Source organism: Frigoribacterium salinisoli (assembly GCF_054781095.1).
Genome location: NZ_BAAGVB010000001.1, coordinates 831,553 through 857,378, shown reverse-complemented (window position 1 = coordinate 857,378; position 25,826 = coordinate 831,553). Strand labels below are relative to the sequence as shown.

Genomic DNA, 25,826 nt, shown 5'->3' with positions numbered 1-25,826 from the left:
CGGCCTCCCTCCCCGGCGACCGCGCCGGTCGTCGTCGACCGGTCCCCGAACCGTAGCGTGATAACGCAAACATGCACCAGGGGTTCTACCCCTGCCCGAGGGGGAGCGAGGGGTGGTCTAGGCCGTGGCGTCGTACCGGTCGTGCGCCTCGGCCACCTGCCCGTAGTGCTCGACCGCCCAGGCCTGGAGCGCCGCGAGCGGTCCCTGCAGGGTGCGGCCGGCCTCGGTGAGCTCGTAGACCACCCGCGGCGGGACCTCGGCGTGCACCGTCCGCGTCACGAGCCCGTCACGCTCGAGCGCGCGCAGGGTCTGCGTCAGCATCTTCTGCGAGATGCCCTGGATCTGGCGGCGGATCTCGGAGAAGCGGCGGGGACCGGGGGCGAGGGTCCCGACGACGAGGACCGTCCAGCGGTCGCCGATCCGGTCGAGCAGTCGTCGGCTGGGGCAGCCCGCGACGTAGGGGTCGACCGGGACCATCGTGGTGTCCGTCACGCTGCCTGCTCTCTCCTGGGTACCACGTCAGCGTAGCGGTGGGCACGAGGGGAGCCCGCCGGGGTAGGTCCGACCGTCGGGCCGTCGGGCCCAGCGTCGCTCGCCGGGCTCGTCTTCCCGTCGGCAAGTCCTCACCCCTGTCGCGGCCGACGTGCGCGCTCCTCGTCGCTGCCCCGCTGCGGCTGGCGCCGTGCCGCCGTCTCGCCGTCTCGCCGTCTCGCCGTGCCGTCGTGCCGTCGGGCCGTCGGGCCGCTGGCAACTCCTCACTCCCGTCCTGGCGCATCTCGATGGCGGGATGAACACGGGGGGCGCGACGCCTGGCTCCGCCGCACGGAGGAGTTGCCGACCGGGAGAGGGGGGGACCGTGGTGGGGAGTTGCCGACGCGGCGACGCGCGACCCTGTCCGGGGCGCGCGGCCGATGCTGCTCCGGTCGGGGTCGACGGTTAGCCTCGTCCGATGTCCCGTCGCCGTCCCTCCCTGTCCCTGCTCGCCGTGACGGTCGCCGCCGGGGTCCTCCTCGCCTCCGGCTGCACGACGACGACCGTCGTCGACGCGGACGCCGTCGTCACGCGCGTGCCGGACGCTCCGGTGACCGTGGTGGCGGACCCGGCGCCCGAAGCGCGGGCGCTGGCCACGAGCGCCGCCTTCTTCGCGTCGTCGCCTCTCGTCGTGCTGGCGCCCGTCGGCGACCCTGGCGCGATCGCCGAGGCCGCCGAACGGGCCGAGGAGTGGGGCGTGCCGTTGCTGCTCGGACCGGAGGCGGGCGCTGCCGCGGACGACGCGCACGAGGCCGCAGGCGCCGACGGCGCCGTCGAGGGATCCACCGCCTCCGCGAGCGGCTCGCCGCAGGACGGGGCTGCCCAGGAGGCCTCGCCCCTGGCCGGCGAGCTGGGCCGGTTGGGGGCGCGGCGCGTCGCGACGCTCGGCGACGTCGTCGTCCCGGAGGGCGCCGACGTCGAGTCCGGCCCGGCCGCCGACGTGAGCGAGGGCGACGTCCCCGACCGCGGCGACGCCCGCGAGGACGCTCTCGTGCTGACCGCCGCGTCCACGGGCCCCGACACCGAGGCCGCGGCCGCGACCGCGCGAGCAGCGGGGGCCGAGGTCGAGGCCGCACCCGAGGGCGGTAGCGACCTGCGGTCCCGGGCCGCGGTGGACCTCCTGCACGGCTCGACGACGACGCGCACGGTGCTGCTGGGCACCGACTTCGGTGCTCTGCCGGACCCCGCCTGGACCGTCGCCGCCGCCCGCACCGGCGCGCAGCTGCCCGGGGGCGGCCAGGCCGTCTTCGACCAGCGCCGGTACGTCGCCCTGTACGGAGCCCCGGAGGCACCCGTGCTCGGCGTGCTGGGCGAGCAGGGGCCGGAGGCCGCGGCCCGGCGGGCGGCGCAGCTCACGGCCGAGTACGAGGACGTCTCGGACCGTCCCGTGCTGCCCATGATGGAGATCATCGCGACCGTCGCGGCCGGCGACCCGGGCCCCGACGGCGACTACTCGAACGAGCTCTCCGTCGAGGCGCTGCTGCCCTACGTCGAGGCGGCGGAGGCCGCGGGGCAGTACGTGGTCATCGACCTGCAGCCGGGGCGGACGGACTTCTTGACCCAGGCGAAGCGGTACGAGGAGCTGCTGCGACGCCCCGGCGTCGGGCTGGCGCTCGACCCGGAGTGGCGCCTCGCCCCCGACCAGGTGCACCTGCGTCAGATCGGCGGTGTGGACGCGTCCGAGGTGGACGCGGTGTCGAGCTGGCTCGCCGACCTCGTCCGGGACGGGGCCCTGCCGCAGAAGATGTTCGTGCTGCACCAGTTCACGGCGGGCATGCTGCGCGACCGGGCGGCGATCGACGTGTCGCGTCCCGAGCTGGCGACCGTGATCCACGTCGACGGGCAGGGTTCGCAGCCCGACAAGAAGGCCACCTGGGACTACCTGCACCAGGGTGCGCCCGAGGGGATCCACTGGGGCTGGAAGAACTTCTACGACGAGGACGAGCCGATGCTGTCCCCGGCGCAGACCATGGCCGACGTGGCACCGGTGCCGGACATCGTCACGTACCAGTGACGCGGGCGATGAAGGTCCGCTCGTCCCGCTGCTAACGTTCGGGCATGACGGACGAGCGGCTCAGGGACGAGCTCCGGGCTTTCGTGGCAGAACGCGACTGGGCACGGTTCCACTCGCCGGAGAACCTCGCAAAGAGCGTGGCGATCGAGGCGGGGGAACTCCTGGAGTGCTTCCAGTGGGGTGATGCTGCTGACCCTGCCTCTGTGCGCGACGAAATTGCGGACGTCCTGACCTACTGCTTCTTGTTGGCCGACCGTCTCGGTCTCGATCCCGTCACCATCGTGCGCGACAAGCTAGAGGTCACCCGCGGGAAGTACCCCTCCGAGACCGTGCGGGGTCGTAGCGTCAAGTACGACCGGTTGTGATCGTGGCCTCGTTCGCGATCGAGAAGCTCTCGTTCACCCAGGAGCACGTCCGTCTGTGGCGGCAACTCGATCCCCGCTTCGTGAACTGGCCGGTCGTCTACGTCCTGGACGATGGTCGGCGCGTGTACGTGGGGGAGACCGTCAACGCTGCGGCGCGGATGAGGCAGCACCTCGAGTCCGAACAGCGCGGTTCGCTGAGGGCCGTGCGCCTCGTCCTCGACGACACCTTCAACAAGTCGGTGTGCCTCGACCTCGAGTCCAGGCTCATCGCCCTCTTCGCAGCCGACGGACGGTACGAGGTGCTCAACGGCAACCAGGGCATCGTGGACGCCGACTACTACGACCGGTCGACGTACCAGGACACCTTCGACGCGATCTTCGACTCCTTGCGCGCGGACTCCCTGTTCACGCGGACCGTTCCCGAGATCGAGAACAGCGAGCTCTTCAAGCTCTCGCCCTACAAGGCGCTCGATCGAGGACAAGCGATCGTCATGGAGGGCATCCTCGAGGGCCTCTTCGACGATCTGGAGCGGGGGCGTGGAGGAGCGCTGGTCGTGCAGGGTGAACCTGGCACGGGCAAGACGATCGTGGCGGTCTACCTGGCGAAGCTCCTGCACGACATCGCGCATGGCCGAGGCAAGGACGACCCCGACGCTGACGCCCTGTTCTCCGACTTCTTCGTCCAGGAGCACCGCGATCTGCTCGCGGGTCTCCGCTTCGGTCTCGTCGTCCCGCAGCAGTCGCTCCGGACGTCGCTCAAGCGGGTGTTCGCCAAGACGCCCGGGCTCGACCGCAGCATGGTGCTCACGCCTTTCGACGTCGGCAAGTCGGCGGAGAAGTACGACCTGCTGGTGGTCGACGAGGCGCACAGGCTCAATCACCGCGCCAATCAGGCCTCGGGGCCGCAGAACGCCAGCTTCGCCGCCGTGAACGAGGCTCTGTTCGGCCGCGACGAAGATCACTACACGCAGCTCGACTGGATCAGGGAGCAGAGCCGGCACCAGATCTACCTGCTCGACACGGAACAGAGCGTGCGGCCTGCCGATCTTCCCGCCCGCGTCCAGCAGGAGCTCGTGGATGCCGCTGCCCTCGATGACCGGCACTATCGGCTCGCCACGCAGATGCGGATGCGCGCTGGGGAGGACTTCGTGGGGTACGTGCGGTCATTCCTCCGGGGCGAGCAGCCCGCGCGCCAGTCCTTCTCGGACTACGACTTCAGGCTCTTCGATGATCTCGGGGAGATGCACGACGCCATCAGGGCCAAGGACGAGGAGTTCGGGCTCGCTCGTCTCGTGGCGGGGTACGCGTGGGAATGGCGGAGCAAGAAGGATCGGAACGCGATCGACATCGAGATCGACGGGAGGCATCTCCGGTGGAACAGTTCGCAGAAGGACTGGATCACGTCGACGGGGGCTGTGGACGAGGTCGGCAGCATCCACACCGTGCAGGGGTTCGACCTCAATTATGTCGGGGTCGTCATCGGCCCGGACCTCCGCTGGGACGCCCAGGCGGGGCGGATGGTCTTCGATCGGGCGCACTACTTCGACAAGAAGGGCATGGAGAACAATCCCCGCCTCGGCATCACCTACACCGATGACGATCTGCTCCGCTTCGTGAGGAACATCTATGCGGTCCTCCTCACGAGGGGCATCCGCGGAGCGTACGTCTACGTGTGCGACCCTGCCCTCCGGGAACGCCTACGGCCACTCACGTGACGCGCCCGGCGCCCGCGTCTCCGCCCTGCGGCGACCCGCGAGGGGCGCACCTCCGCGCCTCCTGAGCAGAACGACACCCGTCGTACATCGTGGCGCTGCGAAGCATAAGGTGGGACGCATGCGAGCACTCCAGTACACGAAGATCGGTCAGGCCCCCGAGGTCGTCGAGATCCCCAAGCCCAGCGTCGGGCCCGGGCAGGTCCTGCTCAAGGTCACGGCCGCGGGCGTCTGCCACTCCGACGAGTACGTCATGTCCCTCAGCGAGGAGGAGTACACGGCGGGCGGCTACCCCCTGCCGCTCACGCTGGGCCACGAGGGCGCCGGCATCGTCGAGGAGCTCGGCGAGGGCGTCGAGCACCTCCAGGTCGGCGACGCCGTCGCGGTCTACGGCCCGTGGGGCTGCGGTCGCTGCCTGCCCTGCTCCCAGGGCAAGGAGAACTACTGCCTCAACGCCGCCGCCGAGGGCATCAAGCCGCCCGGGCTCGGCGCGCCCGGCTCGATGGCCGAGTACATGATCGTCGACGACCCGCGCCACCTGGCGCCCCTGGGCGACCTGGACCCGGTCGCGAACGTGTCCCTCACCGACGCCGGCCTCACCCCCTACCACGCGATCAAGCAGTCCCTCCCGAAGCTCGGTGCCGGCAGCTACGCCGTCGTCATCGGCACGGGCGGCCTCGGCCACGTCGCGATCCAGATCCTGAAGGCCCTCACCGGCGCGCAGATCATCGCGCTCGACGTCAACGACGAGAAGCTCGAGCTGGCGCAGCACGTCGGCGCGCACCACACGGTGCTCAGCGACGAGAACGCCGTCGAGGGCGTCAAGGCCATCACGGGCGAGCGGGGCGCCCAGGCCGTCTTCGACTTCGTCGGTGCCGCGCCCACCCTGAGGACGGCCACGGCCGTCGTCGGCGCCGAGGGCGACCTCACGGTCGTCGGCATCGGTGGTGGCAACCTCGAGTACGGCTTCGGCACGATCGCCTACGACGTCGCCGTGCGCATCCCGTACTGGGGCAGCCGTTCCGAGCTGGTCGAGGTCCTCGACCTGGCCCGCAACGGGCAGGTCTCGGTCGAGACGCAGCAGTACTCCCTCGACGACGGCCCGAAGGCCTACGAGGCGCTGCACGCCGGCACGGTCCGCGGTCGCGCCGTCATCGTCCCGTAGCGAGCACGGCGCAGGAGGCGCGACCCGGCCACCCCGGTCGGCCCACGCCCGGCTCGTCCCGGCCCGCGCCTCCTGCCCCCGTCGAGGGCCCGTGGTGCACCCGCACCCCGGACCCTGCGCCGTGAGGGCACGTCCGTCGTGCCGCCACGTAACCGACGCGCCAGGCCTCCTGCTCCGCGCGCGCCCCGCGCCCGCACCCGCGCCCCGACCGTGCAGGCCGTGCACGGCTCCGGCACCTGCCCGGCCGACTGCCAGCCCCCGGTCAGGCGGGCCGACCGGACGGGTCCGTACGGTCGGAGGGGCGGCCTCGTCGGGCCGCGCGACGAGAGGACGACCCATGCGCCTGACCGACACGAGCGACCTCTGGTGGAAGACCGCGGTGTTCTACAACCTCGACGTCGAGACGTTCCTCGACCACGACGACGACGGCGTCGGCGACCTCGAGGGGTTGGCGCACCGGCTCGACCACCTCGCCGAACTGGGCGTGACCTGCCTCTGGCTGGCGCCGTTCTACCCGTCGCCGCAGCGCGACAACGGCTACGACATCGAGGACTACTACGGCGTCGACCCGCGCTACGGGCACCTGGGCGATCTCGTCGAGGTGGTCCGCACGGCGCACGACCGGGGCATGCGGGTCATCGTCGACCTCGTCGTGAACCACACGAGCGACCAGCACCCGTGGTTCCGGCAGGCGCGCAGCAGCCCGGACAGCCCGTACCGCCGCTTCTACCAGTGGCGCGACGAGGTCCCCGAGGGTGCCCCGTCGAGCATGTTCCCCGACGTCGAGGACGGCGTCTGGCGCTTCGACGACGAGGCCGGCCAGTACTACAAGCACTCGTTCTACCGCCACCAGCCCGACCTGGCCACCGACGACCCGGTGGTGCGCGAGGAGATCGCGAAGGTCATGGGCTTCTGGCTGCAGCTGGGCATCGACGGCTTCCGGGTCGACGCCGTCCCGCACCTCATCGACGGGGAGGACGGCCCGGAGCACGACTTCCTCCAGGCGCTGCGCAAGTACCTGTCGCGGCGCAACGGACAGGCCGTGCTGCTGGGGGAGGTCAACCTGCCCTACGACGAGATGATGCGCTTCTTCGGCGACGAGGACGGCGACGAGCTCACCATGCAGTTCGACTTCGTGGCCAACCAGGCGCTCTACCTCTCGCTCGCCCGGCAGGACGCGACGCCGCTGCGCGAGGCGCTCGAGTCCCGCCCGGCCCTGGCCCGCAGCAACCAGTGGGGCAACTTCGTCCGCAACCACGACGAGCTGACCCTCGACCAGCTGAGCGACTCGGAGCGCGAGGAGGTGTTCGCCGCCTTCGCGCCCGAGCAGGGGCAGCGCGTCCACGGGCGCGGCATCACGCGACGCCTGCCGCCCATGCTCGAGGGCGACCCCCGGCGCGTGCGCATGGTCTACAGCCTCCTGTTCTCGCTGCCCGGTGCGCCGGTGCTGTACTACGGCGAGGAGATCGGCATGGGCGAGGACCCGACGATCGAGGGCAGCCGCGCCGCCGTGCGCACGCCGATGCAGTGGACGACGGGGCCGAACGGCGGGTTCTCCGCCGCGGACGCCGACGACCTCGTGGCCGCGGTCGTGCCCGGCGGCAACGGCCCCGAGCACGTCTCGGTCTCGGCGCAGCGCCACGACCCCGACTCGATGCTCCGCTTCGTCTCGAGCCTGACCCGGGCCTACCGCGCGGCGCCCGAGATCGGCTGGGGTGCCCTCACGGTGCTCGACCAGCCGCACGCGTGCGTCCTCGCGCACTCGGTCGACAGCGAGCTGGGCCTGCTCGTCGCGGCGCACAACTTCGCCCCCGACGGCCGCGTCCTCGACCTCACGATCGAGGGGGCCGACGACGACTGGCTCGTGGTCGACGTCCTGGGCGACACGGGGGTGCCGGTGCCGCTCGCAGGAGGCACGTTGTCGGTGGACATCGCCGGCTACGGGCACCGCTGGTGGCGCATCGTGCGGCCGGGGGAGAAGCGCCTGCTCTGACGAGCAGTCGTCGGGACCGCGGCGCGCGCCCGACCCGTCGGCACGCCGGGGGCCGGTGGGGCACAGGCCGGCGCGGTGGGGTCCGCGCCGCCCGCAGTCCTAGCGACCGCTGAGCTCGGCGCTGCCGGAGCCGTGGCCCGCAGGTTCGACGAGCAGGCAGGTGACGTCGCGCTCTCCCGTCCGCCAGGCCTCGGCCGAGGGCCAGTACATCGCGTAGTCGAGCTCGGACTCCTCCCACTCGGCGCCGACGTAGGGCTCGAAGAGGGCGTAGCAGCCCTCGTCGCCCAGCTGCTGGGCGCGGTCGTCGCCGGGGAAGCGGCCGTCGGCGAGCGCGACCGTGCCGAAGACCTCGTACTGGTGGTCGGTGCCGCAGTGGTGGACGTCGACGAAGAGCTGCGTCTCGTCGTCCAGGTCGTCGGTCTCGTCGAAGCACTGGCCGACGACGAGGTCGAAGACGAGGTCGTCCCCGCCGGCGGCGTCGAGGTCGACGTCGGGGCCGTAGCCGTTCCCCGCCGCGAGGACGGTGCCGCCGATCACGACGACGCCCGCGAGGACGAGCCCGGCGACGGTCCAGGCGGACCGGCGGCGCGGCGTCGCCACCGTCGCCGTCGCGGGGGCCGCAGCGCTGGCGGGGGTCCCCGCGGCCGGATCGCCCGTCGCGGAGGCGGTGCCGGCGGAGGCGGTGCCGCTGGTCGCGGCCCTGGCCGGCACGGGCCCGAGCGCGGCCGGCGCCCACGCGTGCGCGTCCCGGCCGAGGGCGTCGACGACGAGCTCGACGGGCGCGTCGGCGGCCACGCCGAGGTCGTGGGCGGCCGGCACGCGCAGCGGCGTCACGGCGGGCGGGCCGAGCTGCACGGGGACGACGGACCAGGCGGTGGGCTGGTGGAACACGTCGAGGGCGACGTCGCCGCCGAGGTGCACCCGGAGCGCGGCGACGCCCGCCACGCGGACAGGTTCGACCAGGAGGTCGGGCCTCCGTGCGGCGATCGCGCCGTCGAGGGCGAGCAGGGCGGCATCGGGGCCGAGCAGGGGCTGGTGGGTGTCGGGCACGGCGTCCTCGGGGCGTCGGGGCGCGGGTCGGTCCGCGCCGTCGATGGAGCGTAGCGGGCGGGCGACCCGGGTCGTCCTCCCCCGTGCGGGGGACGCGAGGCCGGGCCGCGCCCCCTCGTGGACGGGCCCGCGTGCAGGAACACCCGGTCGCACCGGCGAGCCGCCCGGGCTCGCGACCACCTCGCACGTAGCATGCCCGCATGACCGACGACCTGGACACGCTGCAGGCGAGGCCGACCGACCCCGTGCTCGACGCCCCCGACCTGAGCCCTGCCGCCGCGCCGCGACCCACGTCGGTGCCCTCGCACCGCGCCGACGTGGCCCCCGAGGCCGTCGTCCGCAACGAGGTCGACGAGCCCCGGCCGGCGAGCGTCGCCCGGCACTCCACCGACACCTCCGCGATCACGCTGCCCGTCCTGCCGGTCGCGGTCGACCCCTCGTTGCCGCAGCCGCCCGAGCGCCTGACCCTCGACGACGGCGACCTGGTCCGCCTCGTCGAGCGCCGCCTCACCGACACGGCGATGATCGACCTCCTCGCCGTCGTGCAGGCGCAGCTCGACGCCCGCCAGGTCGAGGCCGAGCGCTTCGCCGCCTGGGAGTCCGCGATCAGCCGCTTCGACGGCGACGAGGCCGCCGAGGTGCTCGAGCGCACCCGGCTGCGCTTCACGGGCGTGATCCCCGTGCAGCGACCCGCCGAGGCGCAGGAGGCCCCGGTCGCCCCCGCCCCGCCCGTCACCCTCGCCGCGGCCGTGCCCGCCGTCGCCGCCGTGCCCGCCCCTGACGCCGTGCTCGCCGCCGCGCCGGCCGCGGTGACGGCCGAGCCCGTCCCGCCGGTGGAGCCGCCGGTCGACCACACCCTGGACGCTCCGTCCCGGGCTGCCGGGGGCTCCGCTCTCGAGGCGCCGGCTGCCGGCGGGGTCGCCGGCGTCCCCGACGTCGGGTCGTGGCCCGTGCCGAGCTCGGCGCCCGCCGTCGACGAGGCCCCACCCGCGGCCGACGCGCCGTCGTCCCGGGGGCCGCGTGCGGCCCTCCTGGCCCGTCCGCTCGTGCTCGGGGCGCTCGGCGCGGCGGCCCTCGTCCTGCTCGCGGCCGTCGTCCTCGTGCTGGCCGCCCCGTCGACCCTCGGCGCGGGCCTGCTCGCGACCCTCGCGGTCCCCGCGGTCGCCGGCCTGGCCGCGGTCGGTGCGCTCGTGTCGCTCGCCGCCGGCCCCGCCGATGTCGATCGGATCCGCGCCCGGGGCCCGGTGGCGGTCGTCGTCGGCCTCGTGCTCGCCACCGTGCTCGGTCTCGGCGTGCTCGTGCCGACCGTCGGCCGGCTGGCCTGGCAGGGCTTCCTCCTCCGCGCCTCCGGCGTCGAGGGCCTCTCCGTGGGCGTGGGGTTCGTCGCGGCCGTGCTCGTCGCCGGGGCCGTGGCGTTCGTCGCCTCGGTGCTCCTCACCGGCTTCCGCTCCGCTCCCGCCGTCGACCGCGCCTGAGCCTCGTCGCCGGTGGGACGACCCGCCGGTAGGCTGGGCGGGTGCCCACCCTCGCAGCCGTCAACGCCGTCGTCGAACGGCTCTGGCCGCTCTCGGGTGCCGAGGGCTGGGACGCCCCCGGTCTCCTGGTCGGTGACCCCGAGCAGGGGGTCGCGCACGTGCACCTGGCCGTCGACGCGGTGCTCGACACCGTCGACGAGGCCGTCGAGGTCGGCGCCGACCTGCTGCTCGTGCACCACCCGTTGCTGCTCCGCGGCGTGAAGACCGTCGCCGAGAGCACGACGAAGGGCGCGGTCGTCGCGCGCCTGATCCGTGCCGGTGCCGCCCTGGTCGCCGCCCACACCAACGCCGACGTCGTCGGCACGGGCACCTCGCGCGTCCTCGCCGACCGGCTCGGCCTGCTCGAGCAGCAGCCGGTCGTGCCGTCGAGCGCGCCGGGGACGGGCCTCGGCGTCGTGGGGGAGCTGCCGCGACCGATGACCCTCGTCGCCCTCGCCTCGCAGCTCGGGGAGATCCTGCCGCCCACCGCCTCGGGCGTCCGCGTCGCGGGCGAGAGCGACCGCGTGGTCCGCCGTGTCGCGCTGTGCGGTGGGGCCGGGGACTCCCTGCTCGGCGAGCCCGCGGTGCTCGACGCCGACGTCTACATCACCAGCGACCTGCGCCACCACCCCGCCTCCGACGCCCGCGACCTGCACCGGCTCGGCCGAGGTCCCGCCCTGGTCGACGTGTCGCACTGGGCGAGCGAGTGGCTCTGGCTCGAGACCGCCGCGGCGCAGCTGCGCGCCGAGCTGCCCGACGTCGAGGTCACCGTCAGCGACCTCCGCACCGACCCCTGGGACTTCGCCGTGGTCCAGTAGACCCTCCGCCGTCGTCCAGCGGACGACGCCCGCCCGCCCGCACCCACCGATGGAGGCCGCCATGCCGCTCACCGCCAGCCCCGCCGACCAGGCGCTCCTGCTCGACCTGCAGAAGCTCGACACCACGCTGCAGCAGATCGCCCACCGTCTCGCCAACCTCCCCGAGACGGCCGTCCTGGCCACGCTCGAGGGTGACGCGGCCCGCCTGCGCAGCCGACTCTCCAGTGAGCACGGTGCCTGGGAGGACGCGCAGGCCGAGCTCCGCCGCGTCGAGTCCGACGTGACGCTCGTCGAGACGCGCATCGCCCGTGACGAGCAGCGCCTCGCGTCGAGCTCGTCGTCGAAGGACGCCCAGGCCCTGCAGGGCGAGCTGGCCACCCTCGGCAAGCGCCGCGGCGACCTCGAGGAGGTCCAGCTCGAGGTGATGGAGCGCGTCGAGGGGCTCGGCGCCGTCGTCTCGACGACGGAGAGCGAGCTCGCCGAGCTCGAGGTGCGCCGCCGAGACGCCGTCTCGTCGCGCGAGAGCTCCTCGGCCGAGCTCGAGACGGAGCGGGTGCACGTCGTCCGTGACCGGGAGGTCCTCGCCGGCAAGGTGCCCGCGGAGCTGTTGGCCCTCTACGAGCGCCAGCGCCAGCGCTACGGCGTGGGCGCCTCGCTCCTGCGCGGCGGGGTGTCGAGCGCGAGCGGCGTCGCCCTGACGGGCAGCGACCTGGCTCGCGTGCGCGCTGCCGCCCGCGACGAGGTCGTCCTCTGCCCCGACAGCGACGCGATCCTCGTCCGTACGGACGAGTCCGGCATCTGACCGGACCCGGTACCACGGTCGCCGCCGCTCGAGGCGCGGTCGCGACGCAGGGCTCGACGCGTGCCCGCGGGGCGTCGGCCCGCGAGGATGAGGTCCGCCGACCGCGACCGCGACCGCGACCGCGAGCGTCCGGCGTGCCGGCGTGCCGTCGTGCCGTCGTGACGCCGTGCCGGGCCGCGTGGCGTCGGGCGCGCCGAACGCGACCTCCCGGCGGTGACACGCCGTCCCCGGACCGGTCGGGCGGGTGCGGTGACCCCCTGGGGTCGCCTTCTCGCGCAGGAGTCGCTCCTGGAACTGCGGGGGGTCGGAGGTGAGGGGGACGCGCGACCGCTAGGCTGTCCCGTGCGAACGGGCCGACGAGACGGTCGCGTCGCCGCCGGTCCGCCGGCGGTGCCGAGGAACGTCCGGGCTCCACAGAGCAGGGCGGTGGGTAACACCCACCCGGGGCGACCCGCGAGAACAGTGCAACAGAGAGCAGACCGCCACGGGCGCCGCGAGGCGCACGGGGCAAGGGTGAAACGGTGGTGCAAGAGACCACCAGCGGTCCAGGTGACTGGCCGGCTGTGCAAACCTCGCCCGGAGCAAGGTCAGACAGAGGACGATGAGGCTGCTCGCCGAGTCCTCGGGTAGACCGCTGGAGCGGCACGGCAACGTGTCGCCGAGAGAGATGGCCGTCGATGGCACCCTCGGGTGCCGGGACAGAACCCGGCGTACCAGTCGACCCGTTCGCGCTCACGTGGCGGAGGGCCGGAGGCCCGGTGCAGGGATCCCCGCACCGGGCCTCCGGCCCTTCGTCGTCCTCCTGACGGCCCGTGCCTCAGCGCTGGGGCGCGCTCTCGGCGGCGAGGGCGGCCGCGCCCATGATGCCGGCGTTGTTGCGGAGCTCCGCCGGGACGATCTGCGCCCGGAGGTCGAGCAGGGGCAGGAACTTCTCGTGGTGCTTCGAGACGCCGCCGCCGACGATGATGAGGCGTGGGTAGAGGAGCGCCTCGAGGTGCGAGTAGTACTTCTGCAGCCGCTTCGCCCAGTGCTCGTAGCTGATCTCGTCGCGCTCCTTCGCTGCGTAGGAGGCCTTCGTCTCGTAGTCCTTGCCGTCGATCTCGAGGTGCCCGAGCTCGGCGTTGACGATGAGCGTGCCGTCGTGGATGAGCGCCGTCCCGATCCCGGTGCCGAGCGTCGTCATGACGACCAGGCCGTCGACGCCCTTGGCGGCGCCGAACCTGGTCTCGGCATAGCCGGCGGCGTCGGCGTCGTTCACGAAGTGGATCGATCGACCGAGGGTCGTCTCGAAGAGGCGCTCCGCCTCGAAGCCGATCCACTTCTTCGACACGTTCGCGGCCGAGAGAGTCCTGCCGTCCATGATCGCGGCGGGGAAGCACACGCCCACCGGGAGGTCGGTCTCGTCGACGGCGAGCTCCTCGACGATGTCCTTGACGACGCTCACGATGTCGTCGGGCTCGCCGCCCTTGGGGGTGTCCTTCTTGATGCGGTCGGTGAGGAGCTCGCCGGAGTCGAGGTCGACGATCGCCCCCTTGATGCCGGTGCCGCCGATGTCGATGCCGACTGCCTTGCGTGCCACGGTGGGCCTTCCTAGGAGAGGGTCAGGATGTCGGCACCGCGTTCGGTGACGACGAGGGTGTGCTCGAACTGGGCCGTGAGGCTCCTGTCGCGCGTGGTCACGGTCCAGTCGTCCGACCAGACGTCGGCCTCGATGCCGCCGAGGGTGAGCATGGGCTCGATGGTGAACACCATGCCGACCTCGATCACGTCGTCGTACTGCGGGGCGTCGTAGTGGGGGATGATCAGTCCCGAGTGGAAGGCCGGGCCGACCCCGTGGCCCGTGTAGTCGCGCACGACCCCGTAGCCGAAGCGGGCGGCGTAGGACTCGATGGCGCGACCGATGACGTTGACCCGTCGTCCCGGTGCGACGGCCTTGACGCCGCGGCGGAGCGCCTCCCGGGTGCGGTCGACGAGGTCGACGGTCGTCTGCGGTGCCTCGCCGACGACCATCGTGCGGTTCAGGTCGCCGTGCACGCCGTCCTTGAAGGCCGTCACGTCGATGTTGATCAGGTCGCCCTCCACGAGGACCGTGTCGTCGGGGATGCCGTGGCAGATGACCTCGTTCACCGAGGTGCACGACGACTTGGGGAACCCCCGGTACCCCAGCGTCGAGGGGTAGGCGTCGTGCGACACCAGGAACTCGTGGACGATGCGGTCGAGCTCGTCGGTCGTCACGCCCGGGCGGATCGCGGCCTCGGCGGCGTCGATGGCCTGGGACGCGAGGCGGCCGCTCGCACGGATGCGCTCGACGGTCTCGGCGTCGTGCACGTCACCACCGGTGTACGGAGCAGGACCGGGCTTGCCGACGTACTCCGGACGCGGGATCGAGGCGGGGACCGCGCGCATCGGGCCGACCCGGCCGGCGGTCAGGTGGCCGTTCTCGTCCCTGGGCATGCCGACCAGCCTAGGGGAGCGGCGCGGACGCCGCCCGCCCGCCGGTCACCCCTGGGGGACGACGTCGAAGCCGTCCCCCGTGCGCACGAGCTCGCCGTCCGGCAGGTAGAGGACGACGTCGTCGATCTGCACCCGTTCGAACTCGTCGGGCGCCTCGTCGAGGAGGGCCCGGAGCTCGTCGTCGAGCGGGAACCGGGAGTCGGTGCCGAGCAGGAGGGCGTCGAAGGGGCCGTCCGCAGGATCGGCGCTGGCCTCGTCCCCGAGGTACACCTCGACGGTGAGCGGGCGCAGCTGGCCCGTGAGGACGTGCGGTGCGTCGAGCCCCGCGTCCTCGAGGGTCGACTCGACGAGGGCGATGCCCCGGGGCTCCTGGGCCGCCACGCTGACGCTCAGCCGGGCCGAGCAGAACGCGAGGACCAGCACGAGCGCGACCGACAGGAGGCGCAGCAGCAGGGGGCGTCCCGCCTGGAAGGCCCGCGCGTAGCCGATCGCGGCCAGGGCGGTCACGGGCCACATCCAGGCGTAGTAGTAGGCGGGCAGCGAGATGGCCGAGAAGACCAGGTAGAAGGCCAGGAGGAGGACGGCGACACTGCCGATGTAGGCCACCAGGCGGTCCGGCCGGAGGACGAGCGCCAGGACCACGCCCGCGGCGAGGACGGCGGTCAGGAGGACGCCCGTGCCCGCCACCTGGAAGTAGAGGTCCGCCCACCACGGCGGGAACCTGTAGCGCTCCCCGGCCACGGAGACCCAGTGACCCGCGGCGGCGTGCTCGCCCTGGAAGTCGAGCATGTAGGTGATGGCGGAGACGAGTCCCATGGGGGCCCACGCGACGACGAAGACCACGGCGAAGGAGGCGACGAAGATGAGCCCTCCGACGAGGGCGTCCCGCCACCGACGGTGCAGGAGGGGCAAGAGCAGGAAGGCGGGCAGGACCACCGCGGTCGAGACCTTCGAGGTGACGGACAGGGCCATGAGGGCGCCCGCCAGCGCGACCCACGGCCATCGCCCGGTGCGCATCCACGTCCATGCCGCCGCCAGGGCAGCGACCGCGAAGAACACCATGACCGGGTCGAGGAGGGCCAACCGGTCGATGCGGACCGGGTCACCCGCGATGCCGCGCGGCGTGGTCATCCATGCGCCGGCCGCGACGAGGCCGCCGTACCAGCCGATCTCGCGCCGGAGCCAGAGGAACGTCACGATGCCGCCGAGGACGACCACGGCAGCGGGCACGACGCGCCCGGCCGTGAGGCCGTCGCCGAGCACGAGCTGGGCGAGCCCCATGAGGTACTTCGCCGTCGGGGGGTGCTCCCGGTTGGGGGCGAAGTCACCCTCCAGGTACTGGGCGCCGGCGTCGACGTAGATGGGTTCGTCGACCTGCACGGCCGCCGCGTCGAGCAGCCAGAACGACTGGTAGGCACCCCACGCGAAGACCAGGACGAGCACGAGGACCCGGGTCGCCGGTGCGTCGAAGAACGTCCTGAGACCGTCCCCCTTCGGGGAGCGGGCACGGTGGGGGGCGACGACGGGCGAACTCACGTCGACAACTGTGCCATGCACCCGCCCGCCCCCAGTAGCCTGCCCGCATGGCATCCGAGTTCTGGTTCAACCTCACCACGCACCAGGTGGAAGAGGGCAAGCAGTCACCCGCGGTGGACCGCGCCGGCCCGTACGCGACGCGTGCCGAGGCCGAGCAGGCCCTGGCCCGCATCCGGTCCCGCAACGAGGCGTGGGACGCCGAGGACGCCGAGGACCGCTGACCACCTGACGCGACCCGTGCCGGGCACGGGTCGCGCTCAGCCGAGCCGCGCGGCGTCCACTACCGTGGTCGCTGGACGAAAGGGCCGTACGCATGGACAAGCAGAGGGACTTCGTGCTCCGCACGATCGAGGAGCGCGGCGTCAAGTTCATCCGCCTCTGGTTCACGGACGTGATCGGGACGCTCAAGTCGGTGGCCATCGCGCCGGCCGAGGTCGAGGGCGCGTTCACCGAGGGGCTCGGGTTCGACGGGTCGGCCATCGAGGGGCTGACCCGCTCCTACGAGGCCGACGTGCTCGCGCACCCGGACCCCACGACGTTCCAGATCCTCCCGTGGCGCGGCGAGGTCGACCCGACGGCCCGCATGTTCTGCGACATCACGACGCCCGACGGCCAGCCCGCGGTGGCCGATCCGCGCAACGTGCTCAAGCGCACGCTCGCCCGTGCCGCCGACCGTGGGTTCACCTTCTACACGCACCCCGAGGTCGAGTTCTACCTGCTCAAGAGCAGCTCGGTGGGTCCGGAGGGGCCGGTCCCCGTCGACTCGGCCGGCTACTTCGACAACGTCCCCGGCGGCACGGCGCACGACTTCCGTCGGCGGTCGGTGCGCATGCTCGAAGACCTCGGCATCTCGGTCGAGTTCAGCCACCACGAGGCCGGGCCCGGCCAGAACGAGATCGACCTGCGCTACGCCGACGCCCTGACGACGGCCGACAACATCATGACCTTCCGCACCGTCGTGAAGGAGGTGGCGATCGAGCAGGGCGTCTACGCGACGTTCATGCCGAAGCCGTTCTCCGGTCACCCCGGTTCGGGCATGCACACGCACATGTCGCTCTTCGAGGGCGACGGCAACGCCTTCTACGAGCCGGGTGCCGAGTACCAGCTGTCGCGCACGGGGCGCCAGTTCATCGCGGGCCTGTTGAGGCACGCCCCCGAGATCACGGCCGTGACGAACCAGTTCGTCAACAGCTACAAGCGCCTCTGGGGCGGCGACGAGGCCCCCAGCTTCGCCACCTGGGGCCACAACAACCGTTCCGCGCTCGTGCGCGTGCCGCTCTACAAGCCGAACAAGGGCAACTCGTCCCGCGTCGAGTACCGCGCCATCGACTCGGCGGCGAACCCCTACCTCGCCTTCTCGCTCATGCTGGCCGCCGGCCTCAAGGGCATCGACGAGGGCTACGAGCTGCCCGCCGAGGCCCAGGACGACGTCTGGGCCCTCAGCGACGCCGAGCGCCGTGCCCTCGGTTACCGGCAGCTGCCCGCGAGCCTCGACCACGCCCTCTCGATCATGGAGGACAGCGAGCTCGTCGCGGAGACGCTCGGCGAGCAGGTGTTCAACTACGTGCTGCTCAACAAGCGGCAGGAGTGGCGCGACTACCGGGCCCAGGTGACGCCGTTCGAGCTGCGCTCGAACCTCGAGATCCTCTGACCGCCCGCCGCTGACGTGCCGCGTTCGTCGACAGGGCTGTCGGACCTCGCCCGGCTCGGTTTCGCCGAGCTCGCGTCGAGCCGTGCCCTGCTCGACGAGCTCCGGGAGCGTGCCCCCGCGCTCGACGCGGTCACGGCGTCGTTCGCCGACGCGCCCGACCCCGACTCGGCCCTGCGCGACCTGCGGTCGTTGCTCGACCGGGACGAGGGGCGCGTGGTGGGCCTGCTCGAGAGCGGAGCCGGCCCCCGCCTCCTGCGCGTGCTGGGAGCCTCGTCGGGCCTGGGCGAGTTCCTCGTCCGACGGCCCGAGCAGCTCGACGTCCTGGCCCTGCCCTGCGAGCGCCCCTCCGACGGCACGGCGTACGCGGCCGACCTCCGCGCCTGCGTCGACGGTCTGACGGGACCGGAGGCGCGCGTCGCGCTGCGCGTGCGCTACCGGCACCACCTGCTGCGGATCGCCGTGTTCGACCTCGAGAGCGGCGACGCCGTCCGCGACCTCGACGTGGTGGCGGCGGGCCTGGCCGACCTCGCGGGGGCGGCGCTCGACGCCGCGATCGAGGTCGCGCGGCGGGAGCTGACCTTCCCCGAGGCCGACGTCGCCCGCACCCGGTTGGCCGTGCTGGGCATGGGCAAGACGGGGGCGCGCGAGCTCAACTACCTCAGCGACGTCGACGTCGTGCACGTCGCGGAGGGCGTCGAGGGGCTCGAGCAGGGGCGCGCGGTCGAGATCGCGACGCGGCTCGCCATCGGCATGGTCAAGGTCGTGTCCGAGCTGGCCCCCGAGCCCGGCCTGTGGGAGGTCGACGCCAACCTGCGTCCCGAGGGGCAGGACGGCGCGCTCGTCCGCACCCTCGACAGCCACGTCGCCTACTACGAGCGCTGGGCGAAGGGGTGGGAGTTCCAGGCCCTGCTCAAGGCGAGGCCGATCGCGGGCGACCCCGGGCTCGGTGCGCGGTACGTGGAGCGCCTCGCCCCCTTCGTGTGGTCCGCGGCGTCGCGCGAGAACTTCGTGGAGTCGGTGCAGCGCATGCGGGAGCGGGTGACCGACCTCCTGCCCGCCGACGAGGCCGACCGGCAGCTGAAGCTCGGCCCCGGCGGCCTGCGCGACGTCGAGTTCACGATCCAGCTGTTGCAGCTGGTGCACGGGCAGGCCGACGAGGCGGTCCGCCAGCGGGCGACCCTCGACGCCCTGGGGGCCCTGGCCCGCGGCGGGTACGTGGGGCGTGCGGAGGCCGCCGAGTTCGACGCCGACTACCGCCTGCTGCGCCTGCTCGAGCACCGGATCCAGCTCTCCGCGCTGCGCCGGACCCACCTCATGCCCGAGGACGAGGGCCAGCTGCGGGCCCTCGCGCGATCCACGCGGCTCGCCCGCGACGGGCGCGAGCTCGTCGAGCGGTGGCGGGGCGTGCAACGCCGGGTCCGCACCCTGCACGAGCGCCTGTTCTACCGGCCGTTGCTCTCGGCCGTCGCGGCGCGCCCCGAGGAGGACCTCGCCCTCAGCTCGGACCAGGCCGCCGCCCGCCTGGCCGCCATCGGGTTCGCCGACCCGAAGGGCGCCCTGAAGCACCTCGCCGCGCTCACGGGCGGGGTGTCGCGCCGTGCCAGCATCCAGCGCCACCTCCTGCCGGCCATGCTGCAGTGGTTCGCCGACGGCACGGACCCCGACCTGGGCCTCCTGGCCTTCCGCCGCCTCAGCGACGGCCTGGGGGAGTCGTACTGGTACCTGCGCATGCTGCGCGACTCGTCGGGCGCCGCGCACCGGCTCACGACCGTGCTCTCGTCGTCGCGTTTCGTGGCCGACCTGCTGGAGAAGATCCCGGAAGCCGCGGCCTGGCTCGAGCAGGACGCCGACCTGCGGCCCCGTCCCCTGCAGCAACTGCTCGACGAGACGCGCGCGACGGTCGCGCGGCACGACTCGGTGGACGCCGCCGCCGCCGTGCTCCGTCAGGCCCGTCGGCGCGAGGTGCTCCGCCTGGCCCTCGGGGGCATCCTGGGCCTCGTCGACATCGACGACCTCGGTGCGGGGCTCACGGCCGTGACCACCGCGGCCGTGACCGGGGCCCTCGAGCTCGCACGCCGGGGCGTCGACGACCTCGAGCTCGCCGTCATCGGGATGGGCCGCTACGGCGGTGCCGAGCTGGGCTTCGGCTCGGACGCCGACGTCCTCTACGTGCACCGCGCGCCCGAGGGCGACGACACGGCGCAGCGCCGCGCCCAGAAGATCGTGGCCGAGATGTCGCGCCTGACGGCGGACGCGCTGGTGCCGCTCGACCTCGACGCGGGCCTCCGGCCGGAGGGCGCCAACGGCCCGGTCGTGCGCTCGCTCGCGTCGTACCGGGCCTACTACGCCCGTTGGTCGCTCACCTGGGAGGCGCAGTCGCTGCTGCGGGCCCGGGACGTCGCGGGCGACGAGGCCCTGCGCCGCGACTTCCTGGCCCTGGCCGACGAGGTCCGTTACCCCGAGGCCCTCGCCGAGCAGGAGGTGCGCGAGGTCAAGCGCATCAAGGCGCGGGTCGAGGCGGAACGGCTCCCCAAGGGCGCCGAGCCGTCGCGGCACCTCAAGCTGGGCCGCGGCAGCCTCAGCGACGTGGAGTGGTACGTGCAGCTGCTGCAGCTGCAGCACGGAGCGCGCGTACCGGGGCTGCGGACGCCGAGCACGCTGGGGGCCCTGGCCGCGGCGAAGGAGGCGGGGCTGTTGGACCCCGGCGACGCGGACCTCCTGCGGCAGGCGTGGCTGCTGGCCTCGCGCGCCCGTTCGGCGGTCGTGCTCTGGACCGCGCGGACCGCCGACGTGCTGCCGACGGACCGCCGCCAGCTCGAGGGCGTGGCGCGGTTGCTCGAGTACCCGCCCGGCTCCGCGACGCGCCTCGAGGAGGACTACCTCGGCGTGACGCGACGCGCGCGAGCGGTCTTCGAGCGGGGCTTCTACGGCGTCGAGGACCCGCCCGCGCCCACCGTCTGAGGCGTTCCGCGGCCGGCGACACGCCCGGGATGCGTCGATCGACCGTGTCGGGCCAAGATCGTCGGGCGGATGTGCGGACGTACCCCGTCCCTGAGGGTGCGTACCCCGTTCGAGGGGCGCCGCCTGGTCGCCGCGTGTCGGTGACCTGAGCGGCCACCTCGCCCAGGATCGCGTGACGGAATCCCGCGCGAGCAGCGCGCGTCCGTGCGTCACCACCCCCTGATCAGCACTTCCCTGCCCCGCGGCGGGGTCGTGCCGTGGGTCGATCGCGCGGCCCCGGCCTCGGCGGCGTGCGGCCTGGCCCCCGGTCGGGGGACGGTCGGCATTCTGTCCGACAGCACCCGGGGGACCAGTGCGTACCCCGCGACGGCGTCGCGCGCCCCGGGGCAGACCGACCTGTCGCTCGCACTCGCGGCGTCCCGCAGGATGAGTGCCACCCGATGCTCCAGTTCCCCGACGACGCGGAATCCACCCCCCATCCCCCCTTCGAGGCGGTCCATCGTGTTGACGTTCATCCTGCAGATCAGGCACATGCTCGGCGGTCATCCCGAGCTCTATCTCTTCGCCGCGTACTCGGCGCTCATCTGGCTCCTGTGGGTCCTCAAGGTCGTGCTCTCGCGCCGCTACCGACCCTTCACGGGGGAGTTCCACGGCAGCACGAGCGTCGTCGTCCCCGTCGTCGACGAGCCGCTCGACCTCTTCCGCGACGTGATCGGACGCATGGTCGAGCAGGGCCCGGGCGAGATCATCGTCGTCATCAACGGTGCCCCCAACCCCGAGCTCGCCGCGGTCTGCGACGAGTTCGGTCCGCTCGTGCGGTGGACCCACACGCCGATCCCCGGCAAGCGGAACGCCGTCATGATCGGCACCGAGATGAGCCGCGGCGACATCACGGTGCTCGTCGACAGCGACACGGTCTGGACGCCCGGCACCCTCAGCGAGCTCGTGCGCCCCTTCGCCGAGGCGACCGTGGGCGGCGTGACCACGCGCCAGCGCATCCTGCAGCCCGAGCGCAGCTGGATCACGCGCTGGGCCGACTGGCTCGAGAACAGCCGCGCGCTCTACTCGATGCCGGCGCAGAGCGTCCTCGGGCAGATCGGCTGCCTGCCCGGTCGGACCATCGCCTTCCGTCGCGAGATCCTCACGCGGGTCATGGACCGCTTCATGCACGAGAGGTTCATGGGCGTTTTCCTCGAGGTGAGCGACGACCGCACGCTGACCAACCTCACCCTCAAGGAGGGCTACCGCACCGTGTACCAGTACTCGAGCCTGGTCTACACGGACGCGCCGCTCCAGGTGCGGAAGCTCTGGAAGCAGCAGCTGCGCTGGGCACGCGGAAGCCAGTACAACACCCTGCGGATGATGCCCTGGATGCTGGGCCACGCGCCGGTCCTGGCGCTGTTCTTCGCCATGGACATCGTGCTGCCGTTCGTGCTCCTGGGCGTCGTCGGCGGGTGGATCTACCGCGGCCTGACCGGCCAGGGCGTGAACCTCTACCAGGGGATCCTCGACGAGTACGGCGTCTCCACGGGGCTCCTCGCCATCGTCGCCCTCATGGTGCTCTCGAGCGTGCTCAGCATGGCCATCCGGCAGATGCGGCACCTCGCCGAGAAGCCGTCGGACTTCTTCCGGCTGCCCGTCTTCATCATCGTCTCGACGTTCTTCCTCATGCCGATCCGCATCATCGGCTTCTTCCGCATGGGCCACGCCAGCGGGTGGGGAACGCGGGCCGGCGCCTACGCCGGTGGTCCGGCCGACGCCGCGCTGCAGGACGAGCTGGCCGGTCGCCCCGGTGACGTCCTGCCGGACGACTCGCTCGCGGCCCTCGAGCGCCAGTTCGACGCGACGCCGGGAGACGCCTTCGACGACCTCGTCGGGGGGAGGTCCCACGCGGACGACGCGACGCAGCCGGCCGACGGGGGCAGCGCCTCCGGTGCCCTGCACGCCGCCCACGACCCCGGGGCCGTGCTCGTGACGAGCCGTCGCAGCGCACGGACGGCCGCCGAGGAGGACGCCGCCGGCGTCGCCGAGGTCGCCGCCCCGGGGGCCGTGCACGACACCCCCACCGCCCACCCCGTCACCGCGCGCCGCCGCCTGAACCCGAAGGCCGGGTTCCCGTACCTGATCGGCGCCGCCGTCATCGCCCTGGAGGTCCTGACCCTTGTCTGAGCCGACGCAGCAGTTCGTCGCCCCCGTCCACCTGCAGACGGGGTCCTGGTGGGCCGCCTCGGAGGGCAACGCCCGCCGCACGGCCCTGGGCGCCACCGCCGTGGCGCTCGTCCTCGCCATGATCACCTGGCTGATCTGGGTCTCGCCCGGTGACAACGCGGTCCGCACCGCGGTGCAGCAGGCCGTCGGCGGCCCGGCCGCCTCCACGGTGTCCACCCTCAAGGCCGACCGGTCCGCCCTGCTCGACCAGCTGCTCAGCGCGGAACGGCAGCTGAGCGAGAGCAAGGCGAGCCTCGCCGAGGTCCAGCAGCAGAACTGGTCGAACGAGGCGGCGCTCACCGAGGCCGAGGCCCAGCTGGCGTCCGCCCGGGCCGCGGTGCGGTCCGCCGAGCAGGCCGCGGGCTCGGGGGGCGCGGGTGCAGGAGGCGCGGGCGCGGCCGGCGGGTCCGGGTCCGCCGGTCGCGGCTCCGGGGACGGCCCGGGAGCCGACGACGGTGCCGGGAACGGCAGCGGGAGCGGATCCGGCTCCGGCTCCGGCGGCGGCGCTGGTGACGACCAGGGACCCGTCGGCCCCGCGCCGGTCACGGCTCCGCCCCTGTCGGAGATCCTCGCCGCCGACTCGACGGACCGCCTCTACGGCCTGTACACCGAACAGGCGCCCTTCAACTGGTCGACGTACGACTCGATCACCGAGAAGGTGGGCGCCGAGACGAACATGGTCGGGTTCTTCCAGGGCTTCGACCAGGACTTCCGTCCCGACGCCGTGCAGCGGGCCTGGTCCGAGGGCCGCCTGCCCGTGCTGACCTGGGAGTCGCAGCCCCTCCGGTCCGGCAACGACGCGGTCGACCAGCCCGACTACTCGCTGTCGCACATCGTGGACGGCGACTTCGACGAGTACCTGACGCGCTACGCCGACGACATCGTCGCGAACGGGCTCCCGCTCGGCCTGCGCTTCGACCACGAGATGAACGGCGCCTGGTACCCCTGGTCGACGGGCGTCAACGGCAACGAGGAGGGCGACTACGTCGCTGCGTGGCAGCACGTGCACGATCTCTTCGAGGCCCGCGGGGCCAACGAGTACGTGGCCTGGATCTGGGCCCCCAGCCGCGTCGACCGTCTCGGCGCCAAGCACACGGCCGAGTACCTGGAGCAGTTCTGGCCCGGCCCCGAGTACGTCGACTGGGTCGGCATGACCGGGTACTACCGGCCTCCCTACGACGAGCGGTCGAAGCCGACCTTCGAGAGCACGTTCGCGAAGACCATCGACCAGCTGCGCACCGTGGCCCCGGGCAAGAAGATCCTGCTCGCCGAGGTCGGTGCGAGCGAGTCCGGGGGCTCGGTGTCCAGCCCGGGTGAGAAGGCGCGCTGGATGTCGTCGCTCTTCGACGCGCTCGGCTCCGGCGAGTACGACGACGTGATCGGCTTCGGCTACTTCAACCTCGTCGCGACGACGATCGTCGCCGACGGCGACGGGAAGACCCGCACCACGAACGACTGGCGCCTGGACTCGCGCGCCGACTCCCTCGAGGCCTTCCGCGTCGGCATCCGCCGCACGGACACCGGCTTCTCCCTCGACCCCACGTCCTGATCCGCAGGAGGAGAGCACCATGACCGAGAACGACCGCACCACCGACCCGGCCGCGCTCGAGGACGCCCTCGCGGGCGACGCCTCCGGCCGCCCCCGCATCAGCGTCATCGGCACCGGCTACCTCGGGGCGACCCACGCGGCCGCCATGGCCGAGATGGGCTTCGACGTCATCGGCGTCGACGCCGACCCCGCGAAGGTCGCGGCCCTCGCCGAGGGACGCGTGCCCTTCTTCGAGCCCGGCCTGCCCGAGCTGATCGTCGAGCACGTCTCGTCGGGCCGCCTCGCGTTCACCACGGACCTGGCTGGGGCCGTCGCGCTGTCCGACGTGCACTTCGTCTGCGTGGGCACCCCGCAGCGGCGGGGCAGCCACGCCGCCGACCTCAGCTACGTCGAGGAGGCGACACGGGCGGTGGCCGCGGCCATGAGCCACGACGGCCTCGTCGTCGGCAAGTCCACGGTGCCCGTGGGAACGGCCGCCCGGCTGCGCGAGATCGTCGCCGCCGAGGTCCGGCCGGGCATCCGGGCCGACCTGGTCTGGAACCCGGAGTTCCTCCGCGAGGGCCACGCGGTGGACGACACCCTGCGCCCCGACCGCATCGTCCTCGGTGGGACGGACGCGTCCAGCGAAGCGCTGTTGCGCGAGGTGTACGCGCAGCCGATCGCGACCGGCACGCCCGTCATCTCGTGCGACCTGCCCACGGCCGAGCTGGTCAAGGTCAGCGCCAACGCGTTCCTGGCGACGAAGATCTCGTTCATCAACGCCATCAGCGAGCTCTGCGAGGTCGCCGGTGCGGACGTAACGACCCTGGCGGACGCCCTCGGGCACGACGACCGGATCGGGCGGAAGTTCCTGAACGCCGGGCTGGGCTTCGGCGGCGGTTGCCTGCCGAAGGACATCCGCGCCCTGGTGCACCGGGCGAACGAGCTCGGCGCGCACCGGGCCGTCGGCCTCATGCAGCAGGTCGACGAGATCAACATGGCGCAGCGCCAGCGGGTCATCGACCTGGCGATCGAGGCGTGCGGGGGTTCGGTGCTGAACCGGCGGGTGGCCGTGCTCGGGGCCGCGTTCAAGCCCCACACGGACGACGTGCGCGACTCGCCGGCCCTCAACGTCGCGGCGGCCCTGCACCTGCGGGGCGCCCAGGTGCTCGTCGTCGACCCGGAGGCGACCGCGACGGCGCAGCGGAGCTTCCCGACCCTGGCCTTCGCCGACACCGCCGCCGAGGCCGTCACGGACGCGGACGTCGTGCTGCTGCTCACCGAGTGGCCGGAGTTCGTCACGGCGGATGCCGCCGGCCTCGCGGAGGTGGCGGCGAACCCGGTCGTCATCGATGCGCGCAACGCGCTGGACGCGGCGGTCTGGTCGGCCGCGGGGTGGGAGGTGCGGCCGCTCGGTGCCCCCGCGACGGCGCGCGCCCGGCGCACCCTCGCACCGGCGGCCCTCCCGGCCTGAGCGAGGACGACGCGACCCCTGCCTCCGGTCAGGAGGCGGGGGTCGCGTCT

Annotated in this window: 19 protein-coding genes and 1 other RNA gene; 15 read left to right on the top strand and 5 right to left on the bottom strand. The window is 73.1% G+C overall.

Annotated features, from left to right (window positions below; translation table 11 throughout):
* Positions 1 to 117 precede the first annotated feature (117 nt).
* Positions 118 to 477: a winged helix-turn-helix transcriptional regulator gene (locus tag ACYVHQ_RS04015; RefSeq protein ID WP_460511236.1), complete on the bottom strand. Its 360-nt coding sequence runs from the start codon at positions 475 to 477 to the stop codon at positions 118 to 120.
* A gap of 472 nt (positions 478 to 949) precedes the next feature.
* Here ACYVHQ_RS04015 and ACYVHQ_RS04010 point away from each other — a divergent pair, with 472 nt between their 5' ends.
* The 5 genes from ACYVHQ_RS04010 to ACYVHQ_RS03990 all read left to right on the top strand — a co-directional run bounded on the left by ACYVHQ_RS04010 (position 950) and on the right by ACYVHQ_RS03990 (position 7,780).
* A complete protein-coding gene (locus ACYVHQ_RS04010) occupies positions 950 to 2,545 on the top strand; it encodes a hypothetical protein (RefSeq protein WP_460510843.1) in 1,596 nt (531 codons plus the stop codon).
* Between the two features lie 44 nt (positions 2,546 to 2,589).
* Positions 2,590 to 2,910, top strand: a complete 321-nt coding sequence (locus ACYVHQ_RS04005; RefSeq protein WP_460510842.1) for a nucleotide pyrophosphohydrolase — start codon at positions 2,590 to 2,592, stop codon at positions 2,908 to 2,910.
* Positions 2,907 to 4,625, top strand: a complete 1,719-nt coding sequence (locus ACYVHQ_RS04000; RefSeq protein ID WP_460510841.1) for a DNA/RNA helicase domain-containing protein — start codon at positions 2,907 to 2,909, stop codon at positions 4,623 to 4,625. The genes ACYVHQ_RS04005 and ACYVHQ_RS04000 overlap by 4 nt, the downstream gene beginning before the upstream one ends.
* A gap of 118 nt (positions 4,626 to 4,743) precedes the next feature.
* Positions 4,744 to 5,787 carry an NAD(P)-dependent alcohol dehydrogenase gene (locus tag ACYVHQ_RS03995; protein ID WP_460510840.1) on the top strand — a complete coding sequence of 348 codons (1,044 nt, stop codon included), beginning with the start codon at positions 4,744 to 4,746 and terminating at the stop codon, positions 5,785 to 5,787.
* Positions 5,788 to 6,124: 337 nt separating this feature from the next.
* Positions 6,125 to 7,780, top strand: coding sequence for an alpha-amylase family protein (locus ACYVHQ_RS03990; protein ID WP_460510839.1), 1,656 nt, complete (start codon positions 6,125 to 6,127; stop codon positions 7,778 to 7,780).
* Between the two features lie 99 nt (positions 7,781 to 7,879).
* Here the strand turns inward: ACYVHQ_RS03990 and ACYVHQ_RS03985 are convergent, their stop codons facing one another.
* Positions 7,880 to 8,830: a septum formation family protein gene (locus tag ACYVHQ_RS03985; RefSeq protein ID WP_460510838.1), complete on the bottom strand. Its 951-nt coding sequence runs from the start codon at positions 8,828 to 8,830 to the stop codon at positions 7,880 to 7,882.
* Between the two features lie 200 nt (positions 8,831 to 9,030).
* Here ACYVHQ_RS03985 and ACYVHQ_RS03980 point away from each other — a divergent pair, with 200 nt between their 5' ends.
* From ACYVHQ_RS03980 to rnpB, 4 genes are all read left to right on the top strand, one after another.
* A complete protein-coding gene (locus ACYVHQ_RS03980; RefSeq protein ID WP_460510837.1) occupies positions 9,031 to 10,305 on the top strand; it encodes a hypothetical protein in 1,275 nt (424 codons plus the stop codon).
* A gap of 41 nt (positions 10,306 to 10,346) precedes the next feature.
* On the top strand, positions 10,347 to 11,162 hold the full coding sequence (locus tag ACYVHQ_RS03975; RefSeq protein ID WP_460510836.1) for a Nif3-like dinuclear metal center hexameric protein: 816 nt from the start codon (positions 10,347 to 10,349) through the stop codon (positions 11,160 to 11,162).
* Between the two features lie 61 nt (positions 11,163 to 11,223).
* A complete protein-coding gene (locus tag ACYVHQ_RS03970; protein WP_460510835.1) occupies positions 11,224 to 11,964 on the top strand; it encodes a zinc ribbon domain-containing protein in 741 nt (246 codons plus the stop codon).
* Between the two features lie 349 nt (positions 11,965 to 12,313).
* Positions 12,314 to 12,693, top strand: an RNA gene (gene rnpB / locus ACYVHQ_RS03965) — RNase P RNA component class A.
* An 88-nt stretch (positions 12,694 to 12,781) separates the two neighbouring features.
* Here rnpB and ppgK read toward each other — a convergent pair.
* From ppgK to ACYVHQ_RS03950, 3 genes are read right to left on the bottom strand one after another with little or no spacing between them, the layout of a single operon-like run.
* On the bottom strand, positions 12,782 to 13,543 hold the full coding sequence (gene ppgK / locus ACYVHQ_RS03960; protein WP_460510833.1) for a polyphosphate--glucose phosphotransferase: 762 nt from the start codon (positions 13,541 to 13,543) through the stop codon (positions 12,782 to 12,784).
* Positions 13,544 to 13,554: 11 nt separating this feature from the next.
* On the bottom strand, positions 13,555 to 14,418 hold the full coding sequence (gene map, locus ACYVHQ_RS03955; RefSeq protein ID WP_460510832.1) for a type I methionyl aminopeptidase: 864 nt from the start codon (positions 14,416 to 14,418) through the stop codon (positions 13,555 to 13,557).
* Positions 14,419 to 14,463: 45 nt separating this feature from the next.
* Positions 14,464 to 15,954: an ArnT family glycosyltransferase gene (locus ACYVHQ_RS03950; protein WP_460510831.1), complete on the bottom strand. Its 1,491-nt coding sequence runs from the start codon at positions 15,952 to 15,954 to the stop codon at positions 14,464 to 14,466.
* Between the two features lie 47 nt (positions 15,955 to 16,001).
* Between ACYVHQ_RS03950 and ACYVHQ_RS03945 the strand changes: the two genes are divergently transcribed.
* The 6 genes from ACYVHQ_RS03945 (at position 16,002) to ACYVHQ_RS03920 (ending at position 25,776) form a co-directional block, all read left to right on the top strand.
* Positions 16,002 to 16,175, top strand: a complete 174-nt coding sequence (locus ACYVHQ_RS03945) for an SPOR domain-containing protein (protein ID WP_460510830.1) — start codon at positions 16,002 to 16,004, stop codon at positions 16,173 to 16,175.
* 92 nt (positions 16,176 to 16,267) lie between these two features.
* Positions 16,268 to 17,605, top strand: coding sequence for a glutamine synthetase family protein (locus tag ACYVHQ_RS03940; protein ID WP_460510829.1), 1,338 nt, complete (start codon positions 16,268 to 16,270; stop codon positions 17,603 to 17,605).
* 15 nt (positions 17,606 to 17,620) lie between these two features.
* On the top strand, positions 17,621 to 20,566 hold the full coding sequence (locus tag ACYVHQ_RS03935; protein ID WP_460510828.1) for a bifunctional [glutamine synthetase] adenylyltransferase/[glutamine synthetase]-adenylyl-L-tyrosine phosphorylase: 2,946 nt from the start codon (positions 17,621 to 17,623) through the stop codon (positions 20,564 to 20,566).
* A gap of 531 nt (positions 20,567 to 21,097) precedes the next feature.
* A complete protein-coding gene (locus ACYVHQ_RS03930; protein WP_460511235.1) occupies positions 21,098 to 22,735 on the top strand; it encodes a glycosyltransferase in 1,638 nt (545 codons plus the stop codon).
* Positions 22,728 to 24,323, top strand: a complete 1,596-nt coding sequence (locus ACYVHQ_RS03925; protein ID WP_460510827.1) for a glycoside hydrolase family 26 protein — start codon at positions 22,728 to 22,730, stop codon at positions 24,321 to 24,323. The genes ACYVHQ_RS03930 and ACYVHQ_RS03925 overlap by 8 nt, the downstream gene beginning before the upstream one ends.
* A 19-nt stretch (positions 24,324 to 24,342) precedes the next feature.
* Positions 24,343 to 25,776 carry a UDP-glucose dehydrogenase family protein gene (locus ACYVHQ_RS03920; RefSeq protein ID WP_460510826.1) on the top strand — a complete coding sequence of 478 codons (1,434 nt, stop codon included), beginning with the start codon at positions 24,343 to 24,345 and terminating at the stop codon, positions 25,774 to 25,776.
* Positions 25,777 to 25,826: the final 50 nt, after the last annotated feature.

What these genes read in the sequence shown, in the direction of transcription:
- ACYVHQ_RS04015 (WP_460511236.1), bottom strand. Translation starts at nt 477, where the DNA reads ATGGTCCCGGTCGACCCCTACGTCGCGGGCTGCCCCAGCCGACGACTG.
- ACYVHQ_RS04010 (WP_460510843.1), top strand. Translation starts at nt 950, where the DNA reads ATGTCCCGTCGCCGTCCCTCCCTGTCCCTGCTCGCCGTGACGGTCGCC.
- ACYVHQ_RS04005 (WP_460510842.1), top strand. Translation starts at nt 2,590, where the DNA reads ATGACGGACGAGCGGCTCAGGGACGAGCTCCGGGCTTTCGTGGCAGAA.
- ACYVHQ_RS03995 (WP_460510840.1), top strand. Translation starts at nt 4,744, where the DNA reads ATGCGAGCACTCCAGTACACGAAGATCGGTCAGGCCCCCGAGGTCGTC.
- ACYVHQ_RS03990 (WP_460510839.1), top strand. Translation starts at nt 6,125, where the DNA reads ATGCGCCTGACCGACACGAGCGACCTCTGGTGGAAGACCGCGGTGTTC.
- ACYVHQ_RS03980 (WP_460510837.1), top strand. Translation starts at nt 9,031, where the DNA reads ATGACCGACGACCTGGACACGCTGCAGGCGAGGCCGACCGACCCCGTG.
- ACYVHQ_RS03970 (WP_460510835.1), top strand. Translation starts at nt 11,224, where the DNA reads ATGCCGCTCACCGCCAGCCCCGCCGACCAGGCGCTCCTGCTCGACCTG.
- map (WP_460510832.1), bottom strand. Translation starts at nt 14,418, where the DNA reads ATGCCCAGGGACGAGAACGGCCACCTGACCGCCGGCCGGGTCGGCCCG.
- ACYVHQ_RS03945 (WP_460510830.1), top strand. Translation starts at nt 16,002, where the DNA reads ATGGCATCCGAGTTCTGGTTCAACCTCACCACGCACCAGGTGGAAGAG.
- ACYVHQ_RS03940 (WP_460510829.1), top strand. Translation starts at nt 16,268, where the DNA reads ATGGACAAGCAGAGGGACTTCGTGCTCCGCACGATCGAGGAGCGCGGC.
- ACYVHQ_RS03930 (WP_460511235.1), top strand. Translation starts at nt 21,098, where the DNA reads ATGCTCGGCGGTCATCCCGAGCTCTATCTCTTCGCCGCGTACTCGGCG.
- ACYVHQ_RS03920 (WP_460510826.1), top strand. Translation starts at nt 24,343, where the DNA reads ATGACCGAGAACGACCGCACCACCGACCCGGCCGCGCTCGAGGACGCC.